General features: G+C 68.4%; 23 protein-coding genes and 2 tRNA genes. 6 read left to right on the top strand and 19 right to left on the bottom strand.

Annotation, left to right across the window (positions count from 1 at the left end; translation table 11 throughout):
* Positions 1-89: 89 nt before the first annotated feature.
* Genes ACZ5Z0_RS04215 through ACZ5Z0_RS04225 form a run of 3 tightly spaced genes read right to left on the bottom strand, consistent with a single transcriptional unit; the run spans position 90 to position 2,621 of the window.
* Entirely contained in the window at positions 90-995 is a 906-nt protein-coding gene (locus ACZ5Z0_RS04215; RefSeq protein ID WP_138769838.1) for a DMT family transporter, read from the bottom strand.
* Positions 995-1,669 carry a CDP-alcohol phosphatidyltransferase family protein gene (locus tag ACZ5Z0_RS04220; protein ID WP_464110017.1) on the bottom strand — a complete coding sequence of 225 codons (675 nt, stop codon included), beginning with the start codon at positions 1,667-1,669 and terminating at the stop codon, positions 995-997. Before ACZ5Z0_RS04220 ends, ACZ5Z0_RS04215 begins: the two co-directional genes overlap by 1 nt.
* 55 nt (positions 1,670-1,724) lie before the next feature.
* Positions 1,725-2,621 (bottom strand): phage holin family protein, encoded by an 897-nt coding sequence (locus tag ACZ5Z0_RS04225; RefSeq protein ID WP_464110018.1) that lies wholly within the window; start codon positions 2,619-2,621, stop codon positions 1,725-1,727.
* 264 nt (positions 2,622-2,885) lie between these two features.
* On the opposite strand from ACZ5Z0_RS04225, the gene ACZ5Z0_RS04230 reads away from it, so the two are divergent.
* Positions 2,886-4,046 carry a multidrug effflux MFS transporter gene (locus tag ACZ5Z0_RS04230; protein WP_464110709.1) on the top strand — a complete coding sequence of 387 codons (1,161 nt, stop codon included), beginning with the start codon at positions 2,886-2,888 and terminating at the stop codon, positions 4,044-4,046.
* A gap of 44 nt (positions 4,047-4,090) precedes the next feature.
* Here the strand turns inward: ACZ5Z0_RS04230 and ACZ5Z0_RS04235 are convergent, their stop codons facing one another.
* The 10 genes from ACZ5Z0_RS04235 to ACZ5Z0_RS04280 all read right to left on the bottom strand — a co-directional run bounded on the left by ACZ5Z0_RS04235 (position 4,091) and on the right by ACZ5Z0_RS04280 (position 14,907).
* Positions 4,091-5,611, bottom strand: a complete 1,521-nt coding sequence (locus tag ACZ5Z0_RS04235) for an aldehyde dehydrogenase family protein (protein WP_464110019.1) — start codon at positions 5,609-5,611, stop codon at positions 4,091-4,093.
* Entirely contained in the window at positions 5,608-6,381 is a 774-nt protein-coding gene (locus ACZ5Z0_RS04240; RefSeq protein WP_464110020.1) for an HD domain-containing protein, read from the bottom strand. The genes ACZ5Z0_RS04235 and ACZ5Z0_RS04240 overlap by 4 nt, the downstream gene beginning before the upstream one ends.
* A 41-nt stretch (positions 6,382-6,422) precedes the next feature.
* Positions 6,423-7,754, bottom strand: coding sequence for an NAD(P)/FAD-dependent oxidoreductase (locus ACZ5Z0_RS04245; RefSeq protein ID WP_464110021.1), 1,332 nt, complete (start codon positions 7,752-7,754; stop codon positions 6,423-6,425).
* A gap of 2 nt (positions 7,755-7,756) precedes the next feature.
* A complete protein-coding gene (locus ACZ5Z0_RS04250; protein WP_464110022.1) occupies positions 7,757-8,077 on the bottom strand; it encodes a 2Fe-2S iron-sulfur cluster-binding protein in 321 nt (106 codons plus the stop codon).
* Between the two features lie 47 nt (positions 8,078-8,124).
* Complete coding sequence (locus ACZ5Z0_RS04255; RefSeq protein WP_464110023.1) at positions 8,125-8,904, bottom strand: SDR family NAD(P)-dependent oxidoreductase; 780 nt, start codon at positions 8,902-8,904, stop codon at positions 8,125-8,127.
* Positions 8,897-10,777 carry a PEP-utilizing enzyme gene (locus ACZ5Z0_RS04260; protein ID WP_464110024.1) on the bottom strand — a complete coding sequence of 627 codons (1,881 nt, stop codon included), beginning with the start codon at positions 10,775-10,777 and terminating at the stop codon, positions 8,897-8,899. Before ACZ5Z0_RS04260 ends, ACZ5Z0_RS04255 begins: the two co-directional genes overlap by 8 nt.
* Before the next feature lie 66 nt (positions 10,778-10,843).
* Positions 10,844-11,899: a PEP/pyruvate-binding domain-containing protein gene (locus ACZ5Z0_RS04265; RefSeq protein WP_464110025.1), complete on the bottom strand. Its 1,056-nt coding sequence runs from the start codon at positions 11,897-11,899 to the stop codon at positions 10,844-10,846.
* Between the two features lie 5 nt (positions 11,900-11,904).
* Complete coding sequence (locus ACZ5Z0_RS04270; protein WP_464110026.1) at positions 11,905-13,182, bottom strand: cytochrome P450; 1,278 nt, start codon at positions 13,180-13,182, stop codon at positions 11,905-11,907.
* A 92-nt stretch (positions 13,183-13,274) separates the two neighbouring features.
* Positions 13,275-14,126: an IclR family transcriptional regulator gene (locus ACZ5Z0_RS04275; protein ID WP_464110027.1), complete on the bottom strand. Its 852-nt coding sequence runs from the start codon at positions 14,124-14,126 to the stop codon at positions 13,275-13,277.
* Between the two features lie 67 nt (positions 14,127-14,193).
* Positions 14,194-14,907: an HD domain-containing protein gene (locus ACZ5Z0_RS04280; protein ID WP_464110028.1), complete on the bottom strand. Its 714-nt coding sequence runs from the start codon at positions 14,905-14,907 to the stop codon at positions 14,194-14,196.
* Between the two features lie 226 nt (positions 14,908-15,133).
* On the opposite strand from ACZ5Z0_RS04280, the gene ACZ5Z0_RS04285 reads away from it, so the two are divergent.
* Complete coding sequence (locus ACZ5Z0_RS04285) at positions 15,134-15,541, top strand: hypothetical protein (protein WP_464110029.1); 408 nt, start codon at positions 15,134-15,136, stop codon at positions 15,539-15,541.
* Positions 15,542-15,632: 91 nt separating this feature from the next.
* Here ACZ5Z0_RS04285 and ACZ5Z0_RS04290 read toward each other — a convergent pair.
* The 6 genes from ACZ5Z0_RS04290 to ACZ5Z0_RS04315 form a co-directional block, all read right to left on the bottom strand.
* Positions 15,633-15,705 (bottom strand) — tRNA-Asn (locus ACZ5Z0_RS04290).
* A 148-nt stretch (positions 15,706-15,853) separates the two neighbouring features.
* A tRNA-Asn gene (locus ACZ5Z0_RS04295) sits at positions 15,854-15,926 on the bottom strand.
* 76 nt (positions 15,927-16,002) lie between these two features.
* Positions 16,003-17,934, bottom strand: a complete 1,932-nt coding sequence (gene dnaG, locus ACZ5Z0_RS04300) for a DNA primase (protein ID WP_464110030.1) — start codon at positions 17,932-17,934, stop codon at positions 16,003-16,005.
* 64 nt (positions 17,935-17,998) lie between these two features.
* The gene (locus ACZ5Z0_RS04305; RefSeq protein ID WP_464110031.1) at positions 17,999-19,288 is read right to left on the bottom strand and encodes a deoxyguanosinetriphosphate triphosphohydrolase; all 1,290 of its coding nucleotides are present in this window, start codon (positions 19,286-19,288) and stop codon (positions 17,999-18,001) included.
* Complete coding sequence (gene dusB / locus ACZ5Z0_RS04310) at positions 19,281-20,462, bottom strand: tRNA dihydrouridine synthase DusB (protein WP_464110032.1); 1,182 nt, start codon at positions 20,460-20,462, stop codon at positions 19,281-19,283. The genes ACZ5Z0_RS04305 and dusB overlap by 8 nt, the downstream gene beginning before the upstream one ends.
* A gap of 89 nt (positions 20,463-20,551) precedes the next feature.
* A complete protein-coding gene (locus tag ACZ5Z0_RS04315; RefSeq protein ID WP_464110033.1) occupies positions 20,552-21,979 on the bottom strand; it encodes a YibE/F family protein in 1,428 nt (475 codons plus the stop codon).
* A gap of 257 nt (positions 21,980-22,236) precedes the next feature.
* Here ACZ5Z0_RS04315 and ACZ5Z0_RS04320 point away from each other — a divergent pair, with 257 nt between their 5' ends.
* From ACZ5Z0_RS04320 to ACZ5Z0_RS04335, 4 genes are all read left to right on the top strand, one after another.
* The gene (locus ACZ5Z0_RS04320; RefSeq protein ID WP_464110034.1) at positions 22,237-22,989 is read left to right on the top strand and encodes an alpha/beta hydrolase; all 753 of its coding nucleotides are present in this window, start codon (positions 22,237-22,239) and stop codon (positions 22,987-22,989) included.
* The gene (locus ACZ5Z0_RS04325) at positions 22,989-23,798 is read left to right on the top strand and encodes a DUF1295 domain-containing protein (protein ID WP_464110035.1); all 810 of its coding nucleotides are present in this window, start codon (positions 22,989-22,991) and stop codon (positions 23,796-23,798) included. Before ACZ5Z0_RS04320 ends, ACZ5Z0_RS04325 begins: the two co-directional genes overlap by 1 nt.
* 15 nt (positions 23,799-23,813) lie before the next feature.
* A complete protein-coding gene (locus tag ACZ5Z0_RS04330; RefSeq protein ID WP_464110036.1) occupies positions 23,814-24,653 on the top strand; it encodes a lysophospholipid acyltransferase family protein in 840 nt (279 codons plus the stop codon).
* Between the two features lie 73 nt (positions 24,654-24,726).
* The gene (locus tag ACZ5Z0_RS04335; RefSeq protein ID WP_464110037.1) at positions 24,727-26,175 is read left to right on the top strand and encodes a short-chain fatty acid transporter; all 1,449 of its coding nucleotides are present in this window, start codon (positions 24,727-24,729) and stop codon (positions 26,173-26,175) included.
* Positions 26,176-26,223: the final 48 nt, after the last annotated feature.

Consider the following 26,223-nt stretch of genomic DNA (forward strand, 5'->3'; position numbering starts at 1 on the left):
GTGGTCACGGTGCGGTCAGCGGGTCCTGTGGTGGCCGGCTGGCCGTGGGCGCAGGCGCCGGGCCTGCGCCTGAAGTCTGTGGCGCCGCCCTAGGACGGCCGTCCCGCGGCCTTCCGCGCATCCTTCTTGCGTTTGGTGACCTCGGGGTGGTGCCGGGAAAGGGCGATGACTCCCACGATAGCAAGGGAAGCGGCCGCGCCCATGGCAATTGCCGTCACGGCGTGGACGTCCGGGCGCAGTTCGCCCAGGATCACGATGCCGATCGCGATGCCGATGATCGGGTCGATCACGGTCAGTCCGGCGATCACGAGGTCGGGCGGGCCCCCCGAGTAGGCGCTCTGCACGAACCACGATCCCAACCCGCCGGCTGCTGCCATCGCCAGGAGCGTGTACCACTGCACATTGAGCAGGAACAGCCCGTTCGGGTCCAGCAGGTGCTTGCCGATGATGCGGGTCAGGACGGCAACGAAACCGAAGAGGACACCCGCCCCGAGGATGTAGACGAAGGCGCTCATCCGGTGTTTGAAGAGCAGCGCCAGCGTTCCGAAAAGGCTCACGGCCAAGGCGAGCAGCAGCACGATGGTCAGTTCGTCAGAGCCGCTGACGTGGTGGTTTTCCTGAGTGACGGTCACGGCGAGGATCACGAAGAGGGCCGAGCCGGTGACGCAGGAGCTGATGGCCACCACGGTGGCCCGGTTCATGCTGAGCCCTTGGTCCTTGGCATTGATGATGGTGGTGATGACCAGGGCGATCGCGCCGATCGGTTGCACCACGGTGAGGGGCGCAGAGACGAGGGCGACGGCGTTCATCGCCGTCCCGACGGCCAGCAGCAGCAGGCCCAGGACCCAGCGGGGGTTCCTGATCAGGCGGAGCAAGCCGTGGGAGCTGAGCGCCAGGCCGCCGGTATCGGCCTTGACCGCACTCCCCTGCCGCTGGGCGCCGAAGGCCAGGAAGAAGGCGCCGGACACCGCCAGCAGAACTGCGAACCAGACCATCAGCTGAGGCCGCCGTCGTCGGTGTTCCGCGCCGTGGAGTCCGCTGCGGCCGGCGCGGCGGCAGTGGCGCCGGCCTTGCGCTCCCGGCCCTTGCGGATGATGGCCCAGAAGTAGTTGTAGGCCGCGATCCAGTGCCCGACCAGGCCCAGTCCCAGGCAGATCCAGGCGGCGACGAAGTAGGCGCCGGTCCCCGCGACCGGGAGCTTGGAGAGCACCAGCAGCGGCGTGCCGAGCAGCAGCAGGCCGGTGCGGATCTTGCCGATCCGGCTGACCGGAAGGTCGGGGTGGCTGTGGAAGTAGAACAGCGAAATGGAGAGCAGCACCAGGTCCGGGACGAGGAGGGCGGTCAGGTACCACCACTCGACGACGCCGGCGATCACCAGCGTGACCGCGACCGCAATCAGGGCCAACCGGTCCGCGATGGGATCCATGATGCGGCCCAGGTTGGACATCTGGTTGAAGCGGCGGGCAATGTAGCCGTCCACCCAGTCGGTGCTGCCCATCACGGCCAGCACGAGCGCGGCGGTGCCATACTCCTGCTTGGCCAGGACGAGCCAGATGAAGAGCGGGACACCCAGGAAACGGACCACGGTCAGCAGGTTGGGAACCGTGAAAACGACGTCGTGATGGGTCTGGGGCTGCCCGGGGCGTGCCCCGGCGCCGATGAACTTCATCAGTTCCCCCTTTCCACAGCCGGCAACGGGTGATCGTTTGAGTTCAGGGTGTTGCCTAGCCCTTGAGCAGTCGGCGCAGCAGGAAAACGAGGGCCGCCGTCGAGGCGGCCAGGGCGGCCAGCGGCTTCCAGCGCTTGCCGAGCTCGGCCGCGGCACCGGATTCGCCCGGCGTGCCGGTCGCGTCGGCGGTCTTCGGCGCGGCGGAAGCGTCTCCGTGGCTGCGGAAGGCGGCGATACGGTCGTCCACGAGGTCCTTGCCGTCCTCCAGCCGGTGGGCGGTGGCGGCGAGCAGGGCCTGGGCCTGCTTCTTGACGTCGAGTTCCTCGCCGAGTTCGTCGCGGACCCCGGTGAGGTGGCGGCGGCGCTGGTCGAGGCGGCGGCGCAGATCGGCCTCGGTCGGGGCGGGGCCGAGGTCGGGCTGCTCGGCGGCCTTTTTGGCTTCCTTCTCGGCTTTGGCCTTGGCGGCGGCCTCTTCCTTGGCCGCCTTGGCGGCTTTGGCCTGCGGGGACTTGGGGTCCAGGACGGCGGCGTCGAACGAGGAGCCTTCCTTCGCGATGCCGAGATCGTACTTGAGGCCCCGGATCGTTTCCTCCGGCATCAGCGGCATAGCTTTCTTGAACCGCCCGTAGCCGATCAGGCCCACGATCAGGGCGATCACCAGGAAAGCGGCGCAGACCAGCAAGGCAGCGAGCCAGGCCGGCATGATGGTGGCCAGACCCATGATGGCGGCCACGATGAGCCCGATCACGAGGAACGCGACAAAGATCAGGGCGACGGCGAAGAAGGCGGCCGCGACGCCGAGCTGGATGCCCTTGCGCTTAAGTTCGGCCTTGGCGAAGGCAATCTCGTCATTGAGCTGCCGGGGTGCGAGCTTGAAGATCAGTTTCAGGGTCTTGGGCAACGCGGAAAGGCGCAGCCCTCCGTTGGTCCTGCCGGTGTGCCGTCCGCTCATCTGTGCCGCCTCACTGGTTCCATCTACGATTGCGCTGGATTGCCGGGCCTGCGCGGCCTCACGCATCCCCAAGGGTCAAAACTATCATTCAGCGTCCCGCCGGTGTCCCGCACTGGCGCCGCGGCGGACGTGGCGTGCCTGCCGGCTGTGCTGAGGTGTGGCTGCGGCGGGGTGGGCCGTGCGGGCCTAGGATTGTCTCCTGTGCATACACGCAGCAATCCCGGGGATTCCCTCAGCCGCCGCCGCAAGCTCCTCTACATTCTGATGCTGGGCGCCCTGACGGCCCTTGGGCCGTTCACGGTGGACCTCTACCTGCCGGCGTTTCCGGCCCTGGAGGCGAGCCTGGGCGTGAGCGAGGCCGCAGTGCAGCTGACTCTGACCGGCACAACGGTCGGTTTCGCGTTGGGCCAGCTGGTGGTGGGGCCGCTGAGTGACAAGTTCGGACGGCGCCTTCCGCTGATCCTTGCCACCGCCGTGCACATCGGGACCTCACTCGGCGCCGCCTTGTCCACGGACATCGGCACGCTGGGCTTGTTCCGGGTGCTCATGGGCATCGGCGCGGCCGGCGGAGGTGTGGTGGCGATGGCGATGGTGCGGGACCTGTTCAGCGGCTATGCCATGGTCAGGATGTTCTCCCGGATGGCGCTCGTCAACGGCATGGCCCCGATCCTGGCGCCGTTGATCGGGTCCCAGCTGCTGCTGCTGATGCCATGGCCGGGGATCTTCTGGTTCCTCGCCGGCTACGGGAGCTGCGTAATCATCGCGGCCGTGTTCGTGGTGCGCGAGACCCTGCCGCGTGAGCTGCGCGGCACCTCCGGACTGACGGTCCGCCAGCGGTACGGTGTCCTCTTCGCCGACCGGATCTTCGTGGGCATGCTGCTGCTGGCAGGGATGAACTTCGGCGGCCTTTTCACCTACCTCTCCGCCTCCCCGTTCCTGTTCCAAAACGTCTACGGCTTCTCGCCGCAGCAGTATGGCCTGCTGTTCGGGATCAACTCGCTGGGGATCGTCACGGGCGTGCAGACCAGTTCCCGGCTCATCAAACGTGTCCCGCCGCAGTGGATCCTGGCCTGCTCGACGACGTGGATGGTCCTGATGGCCTCGCTGATCGTGGCCTTTGACCAACTCGGCTTCGGCCTGTGGGGCGTGATGGTGCCGCTCTGGCTTTACATCCTGGGGGCCGGGTTCACCTTCCCCTGTGTGCAGGTGCTCGCACTGGCCAAGCACGGCGCGCAGGCCGGGACCGCCGCTTCCCTGCTGGGCGCGGCCACGTTCCTGATGGCCGGCATCATCTCCCCCGTCGTCGGCTGGCTGGGCCTCGGCTCCGCAACGCCGATGGGCGCGGTCCAGGCCGGCTGCATTCTGCTCGCCGCCGCGGCGCTGTGGCTGGTGGTCCGGCCCCGGACCGTGCCGTCCATCCACTGACCCGGGCCCGGCAGGTTCCTCGCCGGGCCCGGACCCGCAGCGGCCTAGGGCTTGCGGTGGATGGACTTGTAGCTCAGGTAGGCGGCCAGGCCCTCGACTCCATACTCGGTGCCCAGGCCGGAGTCGTGCCGGCCGCCGAAGGGGGCGGCGTGGTTGGAGGCAAAGAAGTTGATACCCACGGAGCCGGTATCCATCCGATCCGCGACGGCCAGCGCCGCCTCCGGGTCCTGCCCGAACACCAGCCCGCCCAGGCCAAACTCCGTGTTGTTCGCCAGTTGAATGGCTTCCTCAACACTGCCGCCGGCGTCGTCGTATCTCAGGATGCAGATCACCGGGCCGAAGATCTCCTCCCGGGAAATCCGCATTTCCGGGGTGACGTCGGCGAACACGGTGGGTTCGACGAAGTAGCCGCCTTCGAGGCCGCCGCCCAGGGTCGCCGCCCGTCCGCCGGTGGTGGCGCGGGCGCCCTCGGCCAGTCCCGATTCAACGTATTCGAGCACCGTCCGGTACTGGGATTCCGTGGCGCAAGGCCCGAAGACCGTGTCCGGGTCCAGCGGGTCGCCCTGCTTCCCCGCCGCGATGGTCCGGGTGACCATGTCCACCACTTCCTCGTACCGGCTGGCGGGGGCCAGGATGCGGGTGGAGATGTAGCAGGTCTGGCCGGTGTTGCGCATAGAGGAGCGGATCAGGACTTTGGACATGGCGTCCAGGTCCGCGTCGGGCAAGACGATCGCGCTGGATTTCCCGCCAAGTTCCAAGGTGACGGGGCGCAGCAGCTCGCCGCAGGCCGCCGCGATCTTCCGGCCCACGGGGGTTGAGCCGGTGAAGGCGACCTTGTCCACGCCCGGGTGCTTCACCAGCGCATCGCCCAGCCGGCCGGACCCGGTGACGAGGTTGACGACGCCGGCCGGAACGCCGGCGGCGGCCACCGCGTCGATGATCACCCGCAGGGACAGTGGCGTGGGCGACGCCGGTTTGATGACCACGGTGCAGCCGGCCAGCAGCGCGGGGGCGAGCTTGATGACCACCAGGTTGATCGGGAAGTTCCAGGGCGCGATCAACGCGCACACGCCGATCGGTTCTCGCCGGACCACGGATTCGCCGCCACCCTTGGGGAAAGCCCGCACGTCCTCGCGCTCAAGGTAGTCGGCCAAAGTGGCGAAGTAGCGGAAAATGCCGGCGGCGTTGGCGGCGGCGCCGCCGGATTCGGACACCGGCGAGCCGTTCTCGCGGGTGTTGGTCAGCGACAGTTCCCCGGCACGCTTCTCGACTTCCTCGGCGATGCGCAGCAGATAGGCGGCCCGCTCGGACGGGGCCAGCCGCGGCCAGGCGCCGCCGTCGAAGGCCGTGCGGGCGGAGGCGACGGCGGCGTCGACGTCGTCGAGGGTTCCGTCCGGCACCGAACCCCAGACTTCGCCGGTGGCGGGGTCGGTGACCGGGTTGCGGCCGGTTCCGCGCGCCGGGATCCAGGCGCCGTCGACGAAGATGTCGTCCACGTGGGTGTACGGCAGGCTCAGCGCGGCCCGCGCTGCGAGGGCGGCCGCGTCGTGCGTGGCGGCCGTCACCGGATCACCGCCGTCTTCAGCAGGGCGGTGGAACGGTTCAGGTCCGCCGCGGCCATGTCGTGGGCGGCCTGGGTGATGAGCTCGGGAACGATTTCCGTGGCCAGCCGGTCGGTGTACGTCGCCGGGTCCATCCCGAACCAGGAGGAAGCCAACGCGATCCCGGCGTGGTCGAAGCGCCACAGCCGGTCCGCGTCGCGCATCAACGCGTCTTCGAGGGAGTGCGCCTCCGGGCGGGTGTCGTGGCCGTCGATGATGGCGCAGATCCGCTCGACGAAGTCCGCGTCGTAGCCCAGGTCCGGCAGCACCCTGCGGGCGACCTCGCAGCCTTGCTTTTCGTGTTCGTAGCGGATGGCGGCCTTGCGCCAGTCCCCCGCGAAGCCCTCGGAAATGATCCGGGATTCGTCCACGTGGGCCCAGCCGGTGTCGTGCAGCAGGGTGGCGACCCGGACAAGTTCGGCGTCGGCGTCGGGGTAGGCGCGGCACAGCCGCTCGGCGAAGGCGAGCGAGATCGGCAGGTGGATGTCGTTGCCGCGGGTGCGGGTCTCGTGCACCACGGCCCGCCAGAGTCCGTCGAGTTCCGCGAGCGCCGCCGGGGTGGTGGCGATCGGGGCAGTGTCCACCGGTCCCGTCGCCGGGACGGGCCGGACCGGGTACGCGGCGGCGAAGCGCGCAGCCGCGGGATCAACAGTTGCGGAATCAGGGGCCTCGGGATGGTCGGATGCCGGGTTGGCAGGGCCGGCCTCGGCAACCGGGGTCTTGGGGGTGGTCATGGTGCTCCTTCGGGTGGGGCCGACTGACAGTTTGAGTGCAGTTAGCTGTCCGTAGTGATCGTCTTGAGGGGTGTGGCCGGGTCAGCGGCGGCGTCGGCCGGGATGTTCTGGCCCTTGGCCAGCGCGTTCTTGACGGCCATGAAGTCCAGCGGGGCGTTGACGCAGTCCGCGGCGATGATCTGGCCCTTGCGGTAGTAGAGGACGCTGAATTTCCCGCGGTCCTCGTCCCGACGCAGCACCGTCTGGTCATAGCCGTTGCAGAGACCTGCGATCTGAAGTTTGAGGTCGGCCTGGTTGGACCAGAACCACGGGATGCCGGCGTATTCCTCACGCCGGCCGGTGAGCGAGTAGGCGGCCACCTTGGCGTGTTCGATCGCGTTGTTGACGCTCTCGAGCCGGATCCGCTCCCCCGGTTCCGAGCCGGGCACCGGGTTCGGCATGTTGGCGCAGTCGCCGATCGCCACCGTGGTACCGTCCGAGGCCAGCGCGAAACGGTCCACGACGATCCCGTTGTCCACGGCCAGGCCGAGCTGTTCGGCCAGCTGGGTGTTGGGGATCACGCCGATGCCGACCAGCACGATCTGCGCCGGCAGGACCGTGCCGTCCTGGAGCTCGACGCCGGCGACTGCCCGCCGGCCGTCTTCCGGAGCGCCGTCTGCGGTGAAGCGTTTGGCGCTCGTATTGAGCCGGATGTCCAGGCCGCGGCTCCGGTGGGCCTGGAGGAAGTATTCGGCGGTCTCCTCGCCGACAGCGCGGCCTACCAGCCGCGGGCCGAATTCCAGCACCGTGACGTTCTTGCCCATCTTCTGCAGGCTCGATGCGGCTTCGAGTCCGATGAACCCGCCGCCGATCACCACCACGTCCCGTGCGTCCCCCACCCGGGCCTTGAGGGCCAGGGCGTCGTCGGCGTTGCGGAGGTAAAGCACACCCTCGAGGTCCCCGCCGTCGATCTCCAGCTTCCGGGCGCGGGCCCCCACGGTGAGGGCGAGCCGTTTGAAGGGGAACTGCCGACCCGAAGCCGAATGCGCGACGCCGGAGCCGTCCGGGTCCTTGTCGACCCGGACGATGTATTCGCCCTTGACCAGCTCCACGTTGTGCTCGGCCCAGTATTCGTTGGAGCGGAAGATCAGCGATTCGCTCTCCACCGTGCCCTGCAGGAACTCCTTGGACAGGGCCGGGCGCTGGTAGGGCCGGTGGTCCTCGTCGCCGAGCAGGGTGATGTGCTCATCGAAGCCGAGCGCCCGGAGGGACACCGCGAGCTGGACGCCTGACTGGCTGGCGCCAATGATCAGCAGGCCGGTGCGCGTGGGGACCGCCGCGGGCGATCCTGGGCCGGCGGACGTCTGCTCCGCCGCGGCAGCATGGGCGCCCATCGCTACACCTGCGTTTCCGGGGTGGTGACGAACAGTTCAGTCTCGTCCGTCAGGCGGAGCTGGCAGGACAGCCGGGAGTTGTCCTCGCGGTCCACGGCGGTTCCGTAGAGCATCTCATCCTCCATGTCCTCCATCGGCGGGAGCTGCGCGAGGCAGTCCTCGCGGACGAACACGTGGCAGGTGGCGCAGGACAGCGAGCCGCCGCATTCGGCGACGATGCCGGGCACGCCATTGCGGACCGCGGTTTCCATGACGGAGTCGCCGGCGTTGCCCTCGACATCGCGGACAGCGCCCTCGGCGTCGGTGAAATGGACGGTTGGCATAGGAACTCCTTGGGTAAATCGGTACGTAGTGAGGTAGCGGGACGCGCTCAGATGAACTGGCGGCCGCCGTCGACCACCATGGTCTGGCCCGTGTAATAGGAACTGTCGGGCCCGGCCAGGAAGAGCGCCGCACCCACGATGTCCTCCGGCTGGCTGGCCCGCTTGATCGCGCCGCGGTCCACACCGTAGTTCTCGGCGTTCTCCATGAGCCCGTAGCTGGCTTCGGTGAGGGTGAAGCCGGGGGCGATCGCGTTGACCGTGATCCCCCGCCGGCCCAGCTCCTTGGCCATCACCCGGGTCAGGGCCACCACGCCGCCCTTGGAGGCGACGTAGTGCAGCCACTGTTCCGAGCCGCTGAAGATGGTGGCGCTGGAGAGGTTGATGACGCGACCGCCCTCACGCAGATACGGGCTCGCGGCCCGGGTGATCAGCCAGGGGCCCTTGAGGTTCACGTTCATCACGAGGTCCCATTCGGCCGGGTCGATGTCTTCGAACGGGCTGCGGGTCACCCCGGCGTACACGGCGGCGTTGTTGACGACGACGTCGATGCTCCCGTTGCCGAACTCCGCGCAGTTCGTGGCCAGAGCCTCGGTGGAGTCGAGGTTGGTGACGTCCACCTCGAAGGCGGCCGCTTCGGCACCGGCTTCGCGGACGAGCTTCGCTGTTTGTTCGGCGCCTTCGAGGTTGATGTCGGCAACCGCCACGCGGTAGCCGCGGCGGCCGAAGCCGAGCGCGAACGCCCGGCCCAGGCCGCCGGCGGCACCGGTGATCAGAACGACTTTCCCGGCTGGGGACATCATCGGTTCGGGCAGGATGGGATCAGACATGGCTGTGGCTGTGGCTGTGACTATGGGCGCCAGGCCCGGCGACCAGCAGTTCAGGTTCGTCGTCGAGGATCTGGACGGTGCCCTTGGTGCCGTCCACCCGCAGCCGCTGGCCGGTTTTGATCGTGGTGGACCCCGAACCGGTCCCGGTGACGGCCGGCAGCCCGTATTCGCGGCACACGATGGCCGCGTGGCTCATCATGCCGCCGATGTCGGTGACGGTGGCCTTGATCTTGCCGAAGATCGGTCCCCAGGACGGTGCCGTGACGGTGGCGACGAGGATCTCGCCCTGTTGTACCTCGGAGAGCTGATCCGCGTCGGTGACGACGCGGGCCAGGCCCTCGACGACGCCGGGTGAGGCTGCCATACCGCGCAGGCCGCCGCCCTCAACCTCTTCGCCCGCGCCCAGCCACTGCTGGACCTGCTCGGTGGTGATGCCCCAGAGCATCCGGGTGAAGGGTTCGGTGATGATCTCCGGCGGCGTGTTCAGCGCCGGCGCCGGCCGGGCGGTCTTGAGCGCGTCCACGATGCCGCGGCGGCGTTCGATCTCCGCCGGCCAGTAGTCCGGACCGATCGGTTTGGCGCCGACGCCCCACCCCGTCACGAGGTCGAACAGAGCGTCGCGGACCTCGTTGCGGCCCAGGTAGAGCAGGTCGTCCGGTTCGGTCCAGAAACCCTCGGCCTGCATCATGCGGGACAGTTCACGGATCTTGCGCCAGAAGACGCCCATGGTCCAGTGCTCGATGTAGAAGTTGTGGTTTTCCACGTACGGGTAGGCGGTGGCGGCAAGCCCGCGCTTGGCGTCGAAGAGCGCCTGGTTTTCGCCTTCGAGCAGCTCGCGGTATTCCTCGATGATGCGGTCACGCTCAGCGATCAGGGCCTCGACCGGGCGCATGATCTCTTGGCCGTCATCCACGCGGCGGATGTAGTCTGCGATGTAGCCCAGCGGGATTTCCTGGTGTTCGTTCCAGTACTTGTCGTGGCCGTAGAAGCCGTTGCCGACCGTGAAGTTGAACCACGGGTCCTTGGCGGCCTCGTACTGGGCCGTCCAGCGGTCCCCACCCGGGGCGGCGGCGATGGCAGCGAGGGTGGCGTCGACGTCGTCGGTGTTCGCGAAGTGAGGCTGCAGGCCCAGGTCGACGGCGAGCTTGGCGAGCTGCTTGAGCTCGTCGTCCGGGCGGAAGAGTTCCATGTCCACGCCCTGCACCATGGTGGCGATGGACTGGTCGGGGATGTTGGGGAACACCTGCTTGCAGAAGTTGAAGAAGTCCAGGTAGGCGATGTAGCCGAGGTTGAGGAACTCGAAGTGGTACTGCCAGTTCTGGTAGGCCAGCTGGATCAGCCGGTCGTAGCTGTCCAGCAGCTTCTCAGAGCCGTCCTTGCCCTTGCCGGAGAGGATGTCCTCCATCGGGACCATGTCCGGGAGCCTGGGAAAGGAGATGGTTTCCATCTCGTCGATGGTTCCCTTGACCTTGACGTGCCACTGCTTCAGGAGCTGTTCCCAGTTCTGGAAGTAGTGGCCCACGCGCTGTTCGAACAGGGGGACGCGGGCGGCGATCTGGTCCTCCGGGACGGGAATGGGCGACATGTACAGGTAGCCAAGGTGCACACGGAATTCGATCCCGTTGGCGTTGGGGATCATCAGGTGCCGGGCGTTGTACTGGCCCAGGCACTTGACTGCGAACTCGCCGCCGATCGTCTCGAAGGGCTTGAACACGGTGGGCCAGTGCTGGCTGTCGCAGAACCAGAACTTGGCGTCTTCCTGCTCCTTGAGCTTGTCCTGGAAGACCAAGTAGTACGGGTAGATCTTTTCCCAGCCCTCGGCTCCGGCGGGAACCGGAAGCTCGGAGGGCTTGGGGAAGGACTTCAGGGACATGGCGGTCCTTTCAATTCGGGCTCGGCGTTGAGCCTGGGTGATGGAGCGGGTGAAAATCTTGTTGGCTTAGCTGGCGGGGCTGAGTCCGCTGAAGTAGCCGCCGCCGGCGACGGCAGACGGCACAGTGGGCTTGGAGGAGTGCACGGTTTCGGGCCGGGACTGCAGCAGGAGCAGGTTCTCGCCGTCGGGCAGGTCCGCGTCGAGGGCCCATTCGATGTCCTGCGGGCACTTGTAGTGCTTCTCGGCGCGCTTGGCCATCTGGGCGACGGCGGTAAGCTCGGCGTCGCTGAGGCTCCGCCGACCGCGGCGTTCGGCATCAACTTCGCGCTCCACCAGGCGGCCGGCCGCGGCGTCCGGGACGAGCTCGGCGTGTTTGTCGCCGAGGTGGTCGGAGACAACGGCCAGCGTGACCTTGTCCAGCATGATGTTGTCTGGGGTGACCTGGCCGGAGACCACCATCTCGCCGACGCCATAGGAGGAGTCGATCGTGATTTTGGAGCGGTCGCCGTTGGTGGGATCCATGGTGATCGCCACGCCGGAGACGCGGGCGTTGACCATCTTTTGCACCACGATCGCCATCGAGAGGCCTTCGTTGGGGATGCCGTTCTTGAGCCGGTAGATGATGGCCCGGGAGGTAAAGAGCGAGGCCCAGCACTGCCGGATGTGCTCGGTGACGGCCTTGACGCCGTCGAGCCAGAGGTAGGTGTCCTGCTGGCCGGCGAAGGAGGCCTCCGGGAGGTCCTCGGCGGTGGCGCTTGAGCGCACGGCTACCGGAACGGGTGCCTCGAAACGCGACATCAGGGATTCGTAGGCGGTGATGGTGAGCTCGCGCAGTGCCGGCGGAACCGGGCGGGAGCAAATGTCCTCGCGGATGGCGGCGGAGACCTTGTCCACCTGGGCCATGTCGTCGGGATCAAGGCCGGCGAGGAGCTGGTGGATGTGCTTGGTGATCCCGGCTTCCTCCATGAAGGTGTCGAACTGGGCCGTGGTGACCACAAAGCCCGGCGGGACCGGCATGCCGGCGGAGGTCATGGTCACCAGGGACGCGCCCTTGCCGCCGAGGTTTTCGAGCTTGGGTTCGATGCCGCCGTCGAAGAATTGGATGTATTCGTTACTGTGCATAGTTATCAGGCCTTCCAGCTGACGGGGACGGTCTCGGGGACGCGGAAGGAGAGGTTTTCGCGGAAGGCGATGGCTTCCGGGTGCTCCAGCTGCAGTCCCGGGGCGAGCCGTGCCACTTCCTCCAGCGCGATTTTGGCCTGGAGCTTGGCGAGCATATTGCCCAGGCAGTAGTGGATGCCGAACCCGAAGGAGAGGTGCTCGCGGGCGTTGGGGCGGGTGATGTCGAAGTCCTCGCCGGCGTCAAACTTGGTTTCGTCGCGGTTGGCGGAGCCCATCAGGAGCAGCAGCTGGGATCCCTTTTCGATGGCGACGCCGCCGACTTCGGTGTCCTTGAGCGCTTTGCGGCGCCAACCGACGATGGAGCCCGCGTAGCGGAGGACCTCGTCGATGGCGGCGGGGATCTTTTTGGGGTCTTCCACGAGCTGGTTCCACTGCTCGGGGCGGGCCAGGAGTTCGCGGAGGGCGTTGGAGATCAGCGTGGTGGTGGTCTCGTGGCCGGCAAAGAGCAGGCTGTAGAGGACCGACGCGATCTCGTGGTCCGAGATTTCTGCGCCGTCCTGCTGTGCCTTGACCAGGTCCGCGGTGAGGTTGTCGCCGCCTTCCTCGTGCGCCACCCGGACCAGGCGCAGGCATTCCTGCCAGTACTCGACCAGGTTGTGGGCGTGCGGAATCTGTTCCTCGTCGCTGAGGTCGCCCCAGGTCATCGCCGCGCGGGAGTCGCTCCAGCGCTTGAACGTGTCCACCTGGGACACGTCCGCGCCGATCAAGGTGAGGATGGTGATGGTGGGGACATCGTAGGCGAGGTCCTTGACCATGTCGCCGCGGCGGTCCGGCCGGGAAAGCATCGTCTCGAGCAGCCCGACGACGTTGTGCCGGATGAAAGGTTCCAGCGCCTTGTAGCGGCGGGGTGTGAAGGCTTTCTGGACCACGGCGCGGATCCGGGTGTGCTCCGGCGGGCGCCGGGCGGACAGGCCCGAGTAAGCGGTGAAACCGCCGTCCTCCATGATTTTCTTGGCCGCGGCACCGCGTTCCCGGACCGGGGCCTGGGCGTTCTCGCTGGAGAAGGTCTCCCAGTCCTCGAAGACGGCCTTGATGTCGTCGTAGCGGGACACAACGTAGAGGCCCGTCCGCTCATCAAACATGACCGGCTGCTCGGCCCGGAGTTCGGCGTAGGCGCCGAAGGGATCCTTCATCTGGAACGGCTCGTAGCCGTGGTGACCGGCGGGGGCTTCCGCGCCGTGGCCAAACGGACAGCGTCCGGCCGTTTCAGTCGACGATGACATGAGGTCTCCTAGTGAATTGCTCCGACCGGCGCCGTCAGGTGCCGGGGCTTCTTGTCACCAGTGTGGTCCAGATCACCAGCCGTGCACAGGCGTTACTTCCGCTCAGCGGAAGTGATGTGGTGGCCGCGGGGACCGCCGTCGGCGTTCCCGGTGTTCGGGGCCGCCCGGTGGACCCCGATGAGGGTTTCCAGCGGGATCCGGGCGGTGGCGCGCTCGATTTGGCCGGATATCCCTTTCAGGACCGGAAGGTGCCTGGTCATCGAAGCGGCCTGGGACGTGGGCAGCACCAGGCCGATCGCGGCCCCGATCCTGCCCGTGTGGAAGACCGGGACGGCGATGGAACACGAGCCCAGTCGCACTTCCTCCAGGGTGGTGGCGTAGCCGTTCGCGCGGATCTGTTCCAGTTCCGCGGCGAGTTTCCTGGGGTCAATGTGGGTGTGGGCCGTGGGCCGCTCCAACTCCCGGTGCAGGTACGCGTCGCGGACCCAATCCTCCTCGAAGGCCAGGATGACCTTGCCGACGGCGGTGGCGTGCATGGGGAGCCTGCCTCCGACGCGGGATGCCCGGGGGACCCGCTTGGAGCCGTAGACCCTGTCGATGTAGAGCACGTCATGGCCGGCCCGGACCGCTAGGTGCGCGGTCTCGCCGGTCAGCGAGAACAGGTCCTGGACAAACGGCCGGGCGGCGTCGCGCAGCTGCCGTCCGGTGTTCTGGGCGAGTTCCCACAGCCGGATGCCGAGCTGGTACCGTCCGTTGGGCTCGCGCGAGAGGAAGCCCCAGTCCGTGAGTTCGTTGACCAGCCGGTGCGCGGTACTCAACGGGAGGCCGGATTTCTCCGCGATGTCCGTCAGGCTCAGTGCGCCGCGGGACGTCTCAAATGCCTCCAGGATGGCCAGCACCTTTGACGTGACGGTGCGTCCGGGGTCGCGGCTGCCGCCTGCCATGGTGACCTCCTCAGTTCCGTGGCGCCCCCAGGGCGTCCGGAATCGAGTCTAGACCGGCATGGACGCCTCAGCGGCTGCTCCCGGTACCTTCGCGGGCGGGCCCGTCCAGCAGGCGCTGCCGCTGCGGCCAGAGGGTCACCGATTCCAGGGCGGACAGGGCTCGCGCGATGGACCGGGCCTCGGCGGTGAACAGGTGGCCATGGACGCGCTGGCTGCAGAGCCGCAGCGCCTGCCCGCGGTCCAGGCCGAACCAGTCCATGACCGTGTCGATGCCGTGTGGGCTGAGCCGCCAGGTCTTGTCCGCGTCCTTGACTAGGGCGTCCTCGATGGAAAGGGCCTCACGGCGGGAGTCGTGCCCGTCGATGATGTCCAGGATGGCCGGGACCTTTCCGGGATCGTAGCCGCTCGCCGTGAGGATGCCGGCCGCCAGCCGGGCCCCCTCTTTCTCGTGCAGCAGCACCAGGTCCGGCCTCCCGCCGCCCGGGGCGATCGCCTGCAGGACGTCCTCCGGGGGAACCTGGGACCAGCCCACGTCATGGAGCATGATGGCCGGCAGCACGACGGCGGCGTCGGCCTCTGGGTGCGAGTCCAGCAAGGCACGGGCGAGCCCGAACGCGTAGAGCGTGTGGGCGTCGTTGTCCCGAACCCGGAGAAAAGCGGCCGCGCGGTCCCAGATCGCGGACAGTTGGGGGTCCAGCGAGATCACTCCGTCCGGATCGGCCCGGACACTGTCGCCGACGTCCCGCCCGTAGTGGTTGGCGGCGGCCCTCATTTTCGTCATACCTCCAAGAGTGGCTGATAACTGGCCCCGGACACGAACAATCTTCCACTCACCGGAACAGGCTGGGAATTGCGGGACATGCCCAGCCCCCGCAACCCCGGATGGACATCACGGGCATATGTCCATCGGCGGGCTTGAACGAAGGGCATGTCCGGTTGCGGCCGGGCCCGGACCGCGGGGCCGTGCTGCCCTGTTCGCAGCAGACGGCGGGCGATAAAGTTGTTGTGTGCCTGACTGGCAGGACCCTTCTCCCCTACCGGCCACGTGGCAGCGGTGCGACGACGGCATTCTGCCTCTGTGGTGGGAGCGGCTGTGCTCCCAGACGAGCCCGCAGTCGGCGGCGCTCTTCGCGGCCGGGCTGTTCACCGAGGACCGGCGCAGGCCGATCGCCCAGTGGTACAACCCCGCCTACGACTCGGCGCTGCTGGTAGCCCCTGAAACTTCCGCCGAATGGCCGGTACAGCGCTTTGGCATCTTCTACGCTCCCCCGCGCGGCGGCTTCACCCGCGTGCACTCCTCCGCCCACGAGTGGCACCCCCGGGAGCCCCGGCAGTCCCCCACGGAGGATGAGGCGTTCCGGGCGGCTGTGGCGGAAGCAGAGCGCTTCCTGCAGGTCGAGATGTTCTTCGTCTAGGCGGGCAGGCACGCACCCGGAAACGCCGGCACCATCCAGGCAAGAAAAAAGGCCCCGCGGCCGGTAGATTACCGGCCGCGCGGCCTGTGCGCTCCTCCTGCTGGACTTGAACCAGCAACCCTTCGATTAACAGTCGAATGCTCTGCCAATTGAGCTAAGGAGGAATGAAGCAGGTATGACATTAGCAAAGGTTTTACCGCTAAGGAAATCGACGGCCCGGGCGTCCCCGCGCCCGGGCCCTGACCCCTTCGGATACCCCTGGCGGGTATACAAAAAGTCCCCGTTCCGGTGACCCGGAACGGGGACTGTGCGCTCCTCCTGCTGGACTTGAACCAGCAACCCTTCGATTAACAGTCGAATGCTCTGCCAATTGAGCTAAGGAGGAATGAAGCGGCTATAAGCCTAGCAAACACCGCGCCGGGAAGTGAAATTGGCCTCCGGCTGGACCCCGGGCGGGAGGCTCAGGAGTCCATCCGGAGCGAGCGCCGCTGCATCTCCAGTTCCATCAGCTCACGGTTCAGCCGCTGGAATTCCTCCGGGTCCGCCGCGGCGTCCAGGCGCTGCAGCTGGCCCATCTTGTCCGCCTTGACGCGGGTGATCTGCAGCTCGAACAGCCGCGCCAGAATGTCGCGGCAGTACCGCTGGACCGCCTCGGCCGTGCTGGCGGGCAGGGGTACGACGGCGAGTTCGGACACCAGCGGCCGGAGCGGCTCAGGGACTTCCTGCAGCAGCTGCTCCACCCACCGCGCAGGGTCGCCGATGGAACCCTGTCCGGTGGCCCGGATGGCCTCGTGGATGGCGAGGTAGGCCGGGGTGGAGAACCGGGCATCGGCGAAACGCTGCCAGGTGGCCCCTTCGAGGATTGCCGGCTCCTGCAGCACCACCTCGAGGGCCTGGCGTTCCATCGCGGCCACCGGGTCACGCGGGTCCGGCCGGTTGAAGGCCGGAAGCGCGGGCGACGCCGGCAGGGGCGCCACGCCGGGCGCGGACCCCTGGCCCGGTCCGGCGGGGCGGCCCGGGTTCTGGTTGTAGCCTTGTCCGGCGCCTCCGGACGGGGCCTGGGCGAGGCGTTTGGCTGCGGCGCCGACCGCACGGCTGACCTCCTCGACCGGCATCCCCAGCCAGCCGGCGAGCTCCCGGGCATAGGCCGGCCGGATGCCGGCGTCCCGGATTTGCGCGACCACGGGGGCCGATTCGCGCAGTGCCGCGATCCTGCCCTCCACCGTGTCCAGGTTGTGCCGCCGCAGGGTGGCGCGAATGGCGAATTCGAACAGCGGGCGGCGGGTTCCGATCAGGTCCCGGACGGCTGAGTCGCCTTTGGCCTGGCGCAGCTCGCAGGGGTCGGCTCCGCCGGGTTCCACTGCGACGTAGGTTTGCGCCACGAAGCGCTGGTCCTCTTCGAAGGCGCGCAGGGCGGCCTTCTGACCCGCGGCGTCGCCGTCGAAGGTGAAGATCACCTCTCCCCCGCTGCCGTCGTCGGAGAGCAGCCGGCGGGCGATCTTAATATGCTCGGTACCGAACGCCGTGCCGCAGGTGGCCACCGCCGTGGTGACCCCGGCCAGGTGGCAGGCCATCACGTCGGTGTAGCCCTCCACCACCACCAGCTGGCGTTCCTTGGCGATGTTCCGCTTGGCGAGGTCGATTCCGTAGAGGACCTGGGACTTCTTGTAGAGCGCGGTCTCGGGGGTGTTCAGGTATTTGGGGCCCTGGTCGTCCTCATAGAGTTTGCGGGCGCCGAAGCCGATGGTGTCGCCGGCGATGTCGCGGATGGGCCAGATCAGCCGGCCGCGGAAGCGGTCGTAGATCCCCCGGCCGCCTTCCGAAAACATGCCGGTGAGTTTGAGCTCGGGGTCGGTGTAGCCGCGGCCGCGGAGGTGCTTGAGCAGCGAGTCCCAGCCCTGCGGGGCGTAGCCGACGCCGAACTGCTCCGCCGCCGCCCGGTCGAAGCCACGGCCGTAGAGGAAATTCCGGCCCTCGGTGGCGCCCGGGGTCAGGAGCTGGGCACGGAAGAATTCGTCGGCGATCTTGTGTGCGTCGAGCAGGCGCTGGCGGCGGCCGATCTCCTCGCGGTTGGGGCCGGATCCCCCGTCCTCGTAGCGCAGCTCGTAGCCGATCCGGGCCGCGAGCTTTTCCACCGCCTCGTGGAAGGTGGTGTGGTCCAGTTTCTGCACGAAGGAGATGACGTCGCCGTCCTCGCCGCAGCCGAAGCAGTGGTAGCGGCCCACCTGGGGGCGCACGGTGAACGAGGGCGAGCGCTCGTCGTGGAAGGGGCAGAGGCCCTTGAAGGACCCCAGCCCGGCGCCCTTGAGGGTCACATAGCCGTCGACGACTTCCTTGATGTCGGTGCGCTGGCGCACTTCGTCGATATCTTCACGTTTGATCAGGCCGGCCACAGAGCCATCCTAGTACCCGGGTACGACGCCGGACGGCGGCCTATGGCACCCGTCACCACCGCCGTCACCACAGCGACGGCAGGCTGCCGACGAGCCGTTCGTACATGGCCAGCGCGGAGCCGTCCGTCAGCGAGGCGACCTGGTCAATGACAACCCGCAACCGGGCGCCGTCGTCCGCCGCGGCGCGCCAGTCGGCGGCGAACATCGGCTCCAGGTGGCGGTCGCCGCTGGCGTTGAGCGCGGTCACCAGCGCGTGCAGGACCTCGCGCTGGCGTTCATAAATCGGCTGCCGGTGTTCGGTGGTCATCACGAAGGTGGTGGCCAGGCCCTTCATCACGGCGATCTCCATCACGGTCTCGTCCGGGACGATGAGTTCGGCGTTGTACCGGGTGAGGTTCTCCGGACCGTAGACGGCGCGGGTGGTCTCCAGAGCGCTTTGGCAGAACCTGCCGATCAGCTGGCTGGTCATGTCCTTCAGGGCCGCCATGGACCGGCGGCTGCCGTCGGCCTCCCGTACCCACACGCTGGTCGCCTCCAGACGCGCGAGGGCGGCATCGATGGCGGCCGGGTCGTTGTGCGGCAGGTACCACTGCTTGGCGTAGCCCACCACCCGGGCGCGGTGGTCCGGGTTGTCCATCCAGCGCAGCTGGAAGTGCCCAGCGACGATCGCGTCCTCGACGTCGTGCACCGAGTAGGAGATGTCGTCAGCGAGGTCCATGACCTGGGCTTCGAGGCAGGAGCGGCGCTCGGGCGCGCCTTCCCGGATCCAGTCGAAAATGGGCAGATCATCCTGGTAGGCGCCGAACTTGCTGGTGCGCTGGCCATGGATCACCGGGGCGTTCTCCGCCGACCACGGGTATTTCGCGGCGGCGTCGAGGCTGGCGCGGGTCAGGTTGAGGCCGGCGGGCCGTCCGTCCGGGGCGAGGACCTTGGGCTCGAGCCGGGTCAGCAGGCGCAGGGTCTGGGCGTTGCCCTCAAAGCCGCCGATCGCGTGGGCTACCTCGTTCAGGGCCGACTCGCCGTTGTGCCCGAACGGGGGGTGGCCCAGGTCGTGGCTGAGGCAGGCCGTGTCCACAACGTCGGGGTCGCAGCCCAGGGCGCGGCCGAGTTCCCGGCCCACCTGGGCCACTTCGAGGCTGTGGGTCAGCCGGGTGCGGACGAAGTCGTCCGTGTCCGGGGCGACCACCTGGGTCTTGGCGCCGAGCCGGCGGAGCGCCGAGGAATGCAGCACGCGGGCGCGGTCGCGTTCGAAGTCGGAGCGGTAGGTGCTCTTGGGCGGTTCCTCCACCCAGCGGGCGCAGTCCCGGTCCACGTAGCCGTCCAGCACGGGCGCCGTCGTCCTGGTTTCAGCCACCGGAGACGTCCAGTTCCGCGTGGCAGATCTCGCGTGACTGCTCGGCGTCCATGCTGCGGTCCAGCAGCCAGTCCTTAGGCAGGGCGGGTTTCTTGGGCGAGCCCGCGCGGCCGCGGGGGCCCTCGGCGTCGATGCCGGGGTACGGCGAGTCCAGGTCCAGCAGGTCCAGCGTCGCGCGGAGCACTTCGAGGCTGGTCACCATGGCCAGTTTGGTCCGCAGTTCGCTGCCGACCACGTAGCCCTTGAAGTACCAGGCCATGTGCTTGCGGATCTCCCGGAGGGCCTTGCCTTCGTCGTTGCCAAAGGTTTCCACCATCAGCTCGGCATGGCGGTATACGCCTTCGGCTACCTGTCCCAGGCTCGGCTTGTGCCGGACGTCGCTGCCCTCGAAGGCGGCCATGAGGTCGCCGAACAGCCACGGCCGGCCCTGGCAGCCTCGTCCCACCACAACGCCGTCGACGCCGGTTTCGCGGACCATGCGGATGGCGTCCTCGGCGGACCAAATGTCGCCGTTGCCGAGGACCGGGATATCCGGGAGCGCTTCGCGCAGGCGGGCGATGGCGGACCAGTCGGCCTGGCCGGAGTAGAACTGCGCGGCGGTGCGGCCGTGCAGGGCGACGGCGGCGACGCCGGAGTCGCGGGCGATCCGTCCGGCGTCGAGGTAGGTGAGGTGGTCATCGTCGATGCCCTTGCGCATCTTGATGGTCAGCGGGATGTTGCCCTTGGACGCTTCTTTGACCGCGGTCTGGACGATCGAGGTGAACAGGTCGGTCTTCCAGGGCAGCGCCGATCCGCCGCCTCGCCGCGTCACCTTGGGCACCGGGCAGCCGAAGTTGAGGTCGATGTGGTCCGCACGGTCCTCCTCGACCAGCATCCGCACGGCCTGGCCGACGGTCACCGGGTCCACGCCGTAGAGCTGCACCGAACGGACTTTCTCGTCCTCGTCGTGCGAGATGATGCGCAGCGATTCCGGCGTGCGTTCGACCAGGGCCCGGGAGGTAACCATCTCCGCGACGTACAAGCCGCCGCCGTATTCACGGCACAGCCTGCGGAACGCGGAGTTGGTAATACCCGCCATCGGGGCCAGGATCACGGGGGTGTCCACCGTGAGGGGGCCCAGCTTCAGGGGCGGCAGTTCCAGCTTGGGGGCAGGAGGCGTTGCTACAACAGTCACCCGACCATTGTCTCAAAGCCGGGCAAATCGGCGGGACCGCGGCCGGCTATGTGGAAACCGCGGCGGTCCGGATGTGCCGGACCGGCCCGTCAGCCGGGGACGGCGGCCCGGCGCCCGCGGCGGCTCTCCGCCGCCGGGCCGGCACGCCCGTCGGAAGTGTCATTGTCGGAGGTGTCATTGTCGGAAGTGCCGCCGGCGGCCCGGACGACGTCGTCTGCCGTGGCCGCGTCGCCCCTGAGGCCCGTGGCCTTGACCACGAGCACGGCGATCAGCGTGGTGACCGGAATCGCCAGGACGAGCCCGATGGAGCCAACGAGCGTGCGGACGACTTCCTCGGAGAGTTCGGCGCTGGTGAGCGCGTCGCCCAGCGGGCGCTCGTAGAGCATCACGATGATCAGGATGGGCAGCGCCGCCCCGGCGTAGGCGAACGCGATGGTGTACACGGTCGAGGCGATGTGGTCCCGGCCGATCCGCATGGCCGAGGCGAAGAGTTTCCGCGCGGACGTCCCGGGGGCGAGCTCCCAGAGCTCCCACACCGCGGAGGCCTGGGTGATCGTGACGTCGTTGAGCACACCGAGGCCGGAAATGATGAGCCCGCACAGGATGATCCCCGAGATGGAGATGTGGTCCGAGACGTTGGCAAGGGTGGCGGCGTCGTGGTTGCCGACCCCGGCCAGGTTGGCCGCATCGGTGGCCCAGGCCGCGAGCGCGGCGGTGATACCCAGGCCGAACATGGTGCCCAGCAGCGCCGTCGAGGTCCGGGCGGTGAAGCCGTGGGCGAAGTACAGCACGCCGATCATGATCACCGTGGAGCCGACAAGCGCCAGCAGCAGCGGCGGCTTGCCTTCCACGAGGCCGGGAAGCATAAAGGAGACCAGGACGGCGTAGGCGCCGGCCAGGCCGATGAGGGCGCGCAGCCCGCGCCAGCGGGCCACCGCGATCACCAGGACGGCGTACAGGACCGCGAGCAGGATGATCGGCAGGGTCCGGACGAAGTCGACGAACACATAGGCGGGCGTGCCGCCGGCGTTGGCGCCCTGGGCCTTCGAGAGGTTCAGGTAGCGGATGTTGTCGCCGACCTTGACGCCGTGGGACTTGGCGACGTCGGGGTTGATCACCACCTTCACCGGGTTGCCGCCCTTGTCCGGCTCGGTGTAGGCAAAGGTGCACTGTGACCCCTGCCCGGCGCCGGCCTCCGGTTGCGTCCCGGTCTGGGCGCCCGGTTGCGTGCCTGGCTGTGCACCTGGCTGTGCAACGCCCTCCATGCAGTTGCCAACGACGACGCGCTGAATCTTGCCGGTGTCGAAGGTGACGCCCGGGGCGGCCGCATAGGGGCTGGACAGCGTGATGCCTTCCTTGCTGCCCGAGGGCCACAACAGCACCATCGCGGCAATGGTCAGCAGGGTCAGCGGGACCAGGACGGCCGCCAGGATCCAGTTGGCCTTCTTCCGTGCCGCGAGCGCCCTGGGGGTGGGTTCGTGGTGCCCCTGGGTCGTGTGTGAATGTCCGGCGCCCATCAGCAGTTCAACCTCATGCCGAAGACTTTACGGTGTCCGGGCGGGCCGTCGCGCGCGGACGCCTCCGCGCCCGCCCCGCGCCCGCCAGCAGCCCACCCATCCGCCCACCCATCCGCCGGCCGCACGGCAGCGAATGCCGTGTGGGAATGCGCGCAGTCAGCACGGGCAGCAAACCGGCGACAGAAGCTGCCGGGAACGCCGGCGGGCACCTTATTGTTGGTAATTGCAGGGACAAAACGATGTGGAGGACACGAGCCGTGGCCAGACGCAAGACCGACGAACGGGAGCACGGGACAGCCTTAGCCGGGCCCGCGGCCCGGGCCGAATTGAGCATCGCCGACGCCTCCCGGCAGACCCGCGGCGTCGCCCTGGTGCTGCACGGCGGACGCGCGGACAGCTTTGAGGTGGTGCGCGCCCGGCATCTCAGCCCGGCCCGGATGCTGCCCTTCGCCCAGTCGCTCCGCAACCAGGGCGGCCCGCACGGCCTGGCCGTCTGGACCCTCCGCAACCGTTACCGGGGCTGGAACGGGCCGGAGATGTCCCCTGTCCAGGACGCCCGCTGGGCGCTGTCCCAGATCAGCCTCGAGCACCCCGATGTCCCCATCTTCCTGCTGGGCCACTCGATGGGCGGCCTCACGGCACTCTGCGTCGCGGACCACCCGCAGGTGGAGGCCGTCGTCGCGCTGGCCCCGTGGCTGGACAGCTCCACCCCGGTGGACCGCGTCGCCGGGCGCCGGATCCTGATTGTGCACGGCAGCGAGGACCACTGGACCAGCCCGAAGAATTCCCTGGCCTACGCCCGCCGCGCCGAGGGCATCGCGGCATCGGTGGACTACGTCTCGCTCACCGGCGCCGGCCACTTTATGTTCCGCCGGGTGCGGCTCTGGAACTCGCTGGCAAACGGCTTCATCCTGGACGCCTTCGCCGGCAGTGCCGGAACCGAACTGCGCGGCACGGACACGCTCCGGCAGGTCCTGCCGCCCGCGGCCGCCCTCCCGGTGGTGCTGTGATGGCCGCCTTCCCGTTGGACGCCTTCCTCGCCAGCCTGCCCTGGGTCGCCCTGGGACTCGTGGCGCTGCTGGCCGGGACGTTCGCCGTGGCCGTGCGGCAGCACCGCCACTCCGTCATCGACACCGTGTGGGGCCTGGGCTTCGTGGTGGCCGTGGCACTCTCCTGGGCCCTGTCCGCTGGCCACGGCGACGCCGGACGCCGCCTGCTGCTGCTCGCCCTCGTTGCGGTCTGGGGCATCCGGCTGGCCATCCATATCGGCCTCCGTGCCCGCGGTGGCCATGAGGATCCCCGCTACGTGGAGATGCTCTCCTCGGCGCCCGGCTCGCGCAACACCTACGCGCTGCGCCGCGTATACCTGCCGCAAGGCATCGTGATGTTCTTCGTCTCCCTCACCATCCAGGTCGGCATGTTCAGCAGCGGCCCCCTGGGCTGGCTGGCGCTGCTCGGGGTGCTGCTGTGGCTCGTCGGCTTCGTCTTCGAAACCGTCGGCGACTGGCAGCTGGCCCGGTTCAAGGCGGACCCTGCCAAACGCGGCACCGTCCTGAACACCGGGCTCTGGCGCTACACCCGGCACCCGAACTACTTCGGCGATGCCGCCGTGTGGGCCGGGCTCTTCCTGGTCGCGGCCGACTCCTGGCCGGGCGTGCTGACCATCCTCTCCCCCGCCCTGATGATCTGGACGCTGGCGGGCAAAACCGGCAAGCCGCTGACGGAGAAGGCCATGTCCGCTAGGCCCGGGTATAAGGAATACGTCGAATCCACCTCCGGTTTCCTTCCCTGGCCGCCCCGCCGGCCGGCGGGGCGCTGAGATGCGCGGTTGGGCATGATCTGGCGGCCGGCGCCCAGCGACCGCTTCTACCGCGTCATCGTCAGGACCGGCCAGGCGCTCCGCTGGCTGTTCCGGATCCGCGTGATCGTCACCGGACGAGAGCACCTCCCCGCCGCGCTGCCGGAGAATACCCGCAACGACGGCCCGCTCGGCGGCTCGCGGCGAGCCGCCCCGGGTGCCGGCGCCGTCGTGGCGATCACCCACTTCGGCTACCTTGATTTCGCGTTTGCGGAGCTGCTGCTGTGGTGGCACAACCGTGCCCAGATGCGCTTCCTGATCACCCAGGGCGCGGCCGACCACTGGTTCGCCGGTCCCGCCGTCAGCGCCGCCGGCCACGTCGTCGTCGGCTATGACACCGGCGCCCATGCCTATGACGCCGCCGTGCAGAAGCTCCGTGACGGCGATTACATCGCAATCCTGCCCGAGGCCGGGGTGAGCCGCAGCTTCGAGGTCCGGGAATGCAAAACCGGTGCCGTTCGGATGGCCGCAGAGGCGGGTGTCCCCATCATCCCGGTCTCCGTGTGGGGCGCGCACCGGATCATGACCCGGCACCACGGCTTCTCCCCGCTTCGGGCCTGGCGGGCACCGGTGCGCGTGCACGTGGGCGAACCCTTCACCCCGGACCCCGGGCTGGACGTCCCGGCGGCCACCGAGGCCCTGCGGAGGGCACTCCAGGCGGGGATCGACGCCGGCATCGCGGACTTCCCGCTGAAACCTGCGCCGGGCGCCTGGTGGATGCCGGCCGCGCTTGGCGGCGGGGCACCCACCGAGCAGGAGCGGCAACGGCTGGACGAAGCCGAGGGGCCGCGGCGCGCACGCGGCAGGCGCCGATAAGCACGTCCCCCGCCGCCGTCGTGGCTAAACTCCATCGGGTAGAAAAATGCACTCAATGGAGAGGTACCCCTCTGTGGCAAACACAGTCCTGACCAAAAGCGGCATCGGCGAAGAACGCGGCCTCGCCCGGATAGCCCAACGAATGGCGGCGTGGACCGAGAAGTGGTTCCCGGACGCTTACATCTTCGCCCTCGCCGGCGTCATCATCATCGCCCTCGCGGCGCTGGCCATTGGCGCGTCGCCGCAGTCGATCGCCGATTCCTTCGGCAATGGCTTCTGGGACCTGACCGCCTTCACCCTGCAGATGGCCATGGTGGTGCTCACCGGCTACGTCGTGGCGACCTCGCCGCCCGTGGCCCGCCTGATCGGCCGGCTCGCCCTCGTTCCCGCGACCGCCCGCACGGCCGTGAGTTTCGTGGCGCTGATGTCCATGTCGGTGTCCTTCCTCAACTGGGGCCTAAGCCTGATCTTCGGCGGCCTGCTGGCCCGGGCCATCGCCCGCCGCAAGGACCTCACCGTGGACTACCGCGCCCTGGGCGCGGCCGCGTTTATGGGACTGGGCGCCGTCTGGGCACTCGGCCTGTCCTCCTCCGCCGCGCAGCTGCAGGCGACGGCGGCCTCGCTTCCGCCGGCCCTGCTGAAGATCACCGGCATCCTGGACTTCGGCACCACCATCTTCACCTGGCAGTCGTTGCTGACCATGGCCATCCTGATGCTGCTGACCACGGTGATCGCGCACTTCTCGGCACCGCAGGGCGGCTCGATCCGCACGGCCGAGGACCTCGGCGTCGACCTCGACGACGAACCTAGCGAGCCGGCGCCGCGGTCCCGCCCGGGCGAGTGGCTCGAATACAGCAAGATCCTGCCGATCCTCGCCGGCCTCCTGACCCTGGGCTGGCTGGTTTCGCAGTTCCTCACCAAACCGTTCCTGACCGTGGTGAGCAGCCTCAACGGCTACCTGCTGGTGTTCCTCATCCTGGGCCTGGTGCTGCACGGCACTCCGCGGAACTTCCTGCAGGCCGTCACGAAGGCCGTCCCGGCGACTGCCGGCATCCTCGTGCAGTTCCCGCTCTACGCGGCGATGGCCGCGATCCTGACCAAGGCGACCGGGCACGGCGGGATGACCATCTCGGCGCACCTGGCCGAGTTCTTCTCGGGCATCGGCAGCGGCGGTGGCTTCGCCGTCGTTATCGCGCTGTACACGGCCGTGCTGGGCTTGCTGGTTCCCTCCGGCGGCGGCAAGTGGCTGGTCGAGGCGCCGTACGTGATGCAGTCCGCCACCGATGTCCAGATGAACCTCGGCTGGACCGTGCAGATCTACAACATCGCCGAGGCGCTGCCGAACCTGGTCAACCCGTTCTTTATGCTCCCGCTGCTCGCGGTGCTGAAGCTGCGCGCCCGCGATCTGGTCGGCTTCACTTTCCTGCAGTTCGTCTTCCACCTGCCGGTGGTGCTGCTGCTCGTCTGGCTGCTCGGCATGACGTTCGATTTCGTCCCGCCGGTGATGCCCGCGGGCAAGTAGCCCCTTAATCCAACTGACCCGCAGTTGTTGTCGTTATCACGCGTGAAA

The sequence above is a fragment of the Arthrobacter sp. T2-23 genome, assembly GCF_055398325.1.

Excerpts from the sequence above, each read along its gene's own strand:
- ACZ5Z0_RS04225 (WP_464110018.1), bottom strand. The coding sequence starts at position 2,621 with ATGAGCGGACGGCACACCGGCAGGACCAACGGAGGGCTGCGCCTTTCC.
- ACZ5Z0_RS04260 (WP_464110024.1), bottom strand. The coding sequence starts at position 10,777 with ATGTCCCTGAAGTCCTTCCCCAAGCCCTCCGAGCTTCCGGTTCCCGCC.
- ACZ5Z0_RS04265 (WP_464110025.1), bottom strand. The coding sequence starts at position 11,899 with ATGCACAGTAACGAATACATCCAATTCTTCGACGGCGGCATCGAACCC.
- ACZ5Z0_RS04215 (WP_138769838.1), bottom strand. The coding sequence starts at position 995 with ATGGTCTGGTTCGCAGTTCTGCTGGCGGTGTCCGGCGCCTTCTTCCTG.
- ACZ5Z0_RS04315 (WP_464110033.1), bottom strand. The coding sequence starts at position 21,979 with ATGGGCGCCGGACATTCACACACGACCCAGGGGCACCACGAACCCACC.
- ACZ5Z0_RS04245 (WP_464110021.1), bottom strand. The coding sequence starts at position 7,754 with ATGGGCGCCCATGCTGCCGCGGCGGAGCAGACGTCCGCCGGCCCAGGA.
- ACZ5Z0_RS04325 (WP_464110035.1), top strand. The coding sequence starts at position 22,989 with ATGGCCGCCTTCCCGTTGGACGCCTTCCTCGCCAGCCTGCCCTGGGTC.
- ACZ5Z0_RS04280 (WP_464110028.1), bottom strand. The coding sequence starts at position 14,907 with ATGACGAAAATGAGGGCCGCCGCCAACCACTACGGGCGGGACGTCGGC.
- ACZ5Z0_RS04270 (WP_464110026.1), bottom strand. The coding sequence starts at position 13,182 with ATGTCATCGTCGACTGAAACGGCCGGACGCTGTCCGTTTGGCCACGGC.
- ACZ5Z0_RS04275 (WP_464110027.1), bottom strand. The coding sequence starts at position 14,126 with ATGGCAGGCGGCAGCCGCGACCCCGGACGCACCGTCACGTCAAAGGTG.
- ACZ5Z0_RS04255 (WP_464110023.1), bottom strand. The coding sequence starts at position 8,904 with ATGTCTGATCCCATCCTGCCCGAACCGATGATGTCCCCAGCCGGGAAA.
- ACZ5Z0_RS04220 (WP_464110017.1), bottom strand. The coding sequence starts at position 1,669 with ATGAAGTTCATCGGCGCCGGGGCACGCCCCGGGCAGCCCCAGACCCAT.
- ACZ5Z0_RS04330 (WP_464110036.1), top strand. The coding sequence starts at position 23,814 with ATGATCTGGCGGCCGGCGCCCAGCGACCGCTTCTACCGCGTCATCGTC.
- ACZ5Z0_RS04250 (WP_464110022.1), bottom strand. The coding sequence starts at position 8,077 with ATGCCAACCGTCCATTTCACCGACGCCGAGGGCGCTGTCCGCGATGTC.
- ACZ5Z0_RS04240 (WP_464110020.1), bottom strand. The coding sequence starts at position 6,381 with ATGACCACCCCCAAGACCCCGGTTGCCGAGGCCGGCCCTGCCAACCCG.
- ACZ5Z0_RS04230 (WP_464110709.1), top strand. The coding sequence starts at position 2,886 with ATGCTGGGCGCCCTGACGGCCCTTGGGCCGTTCACGGTGGACCTCTAC.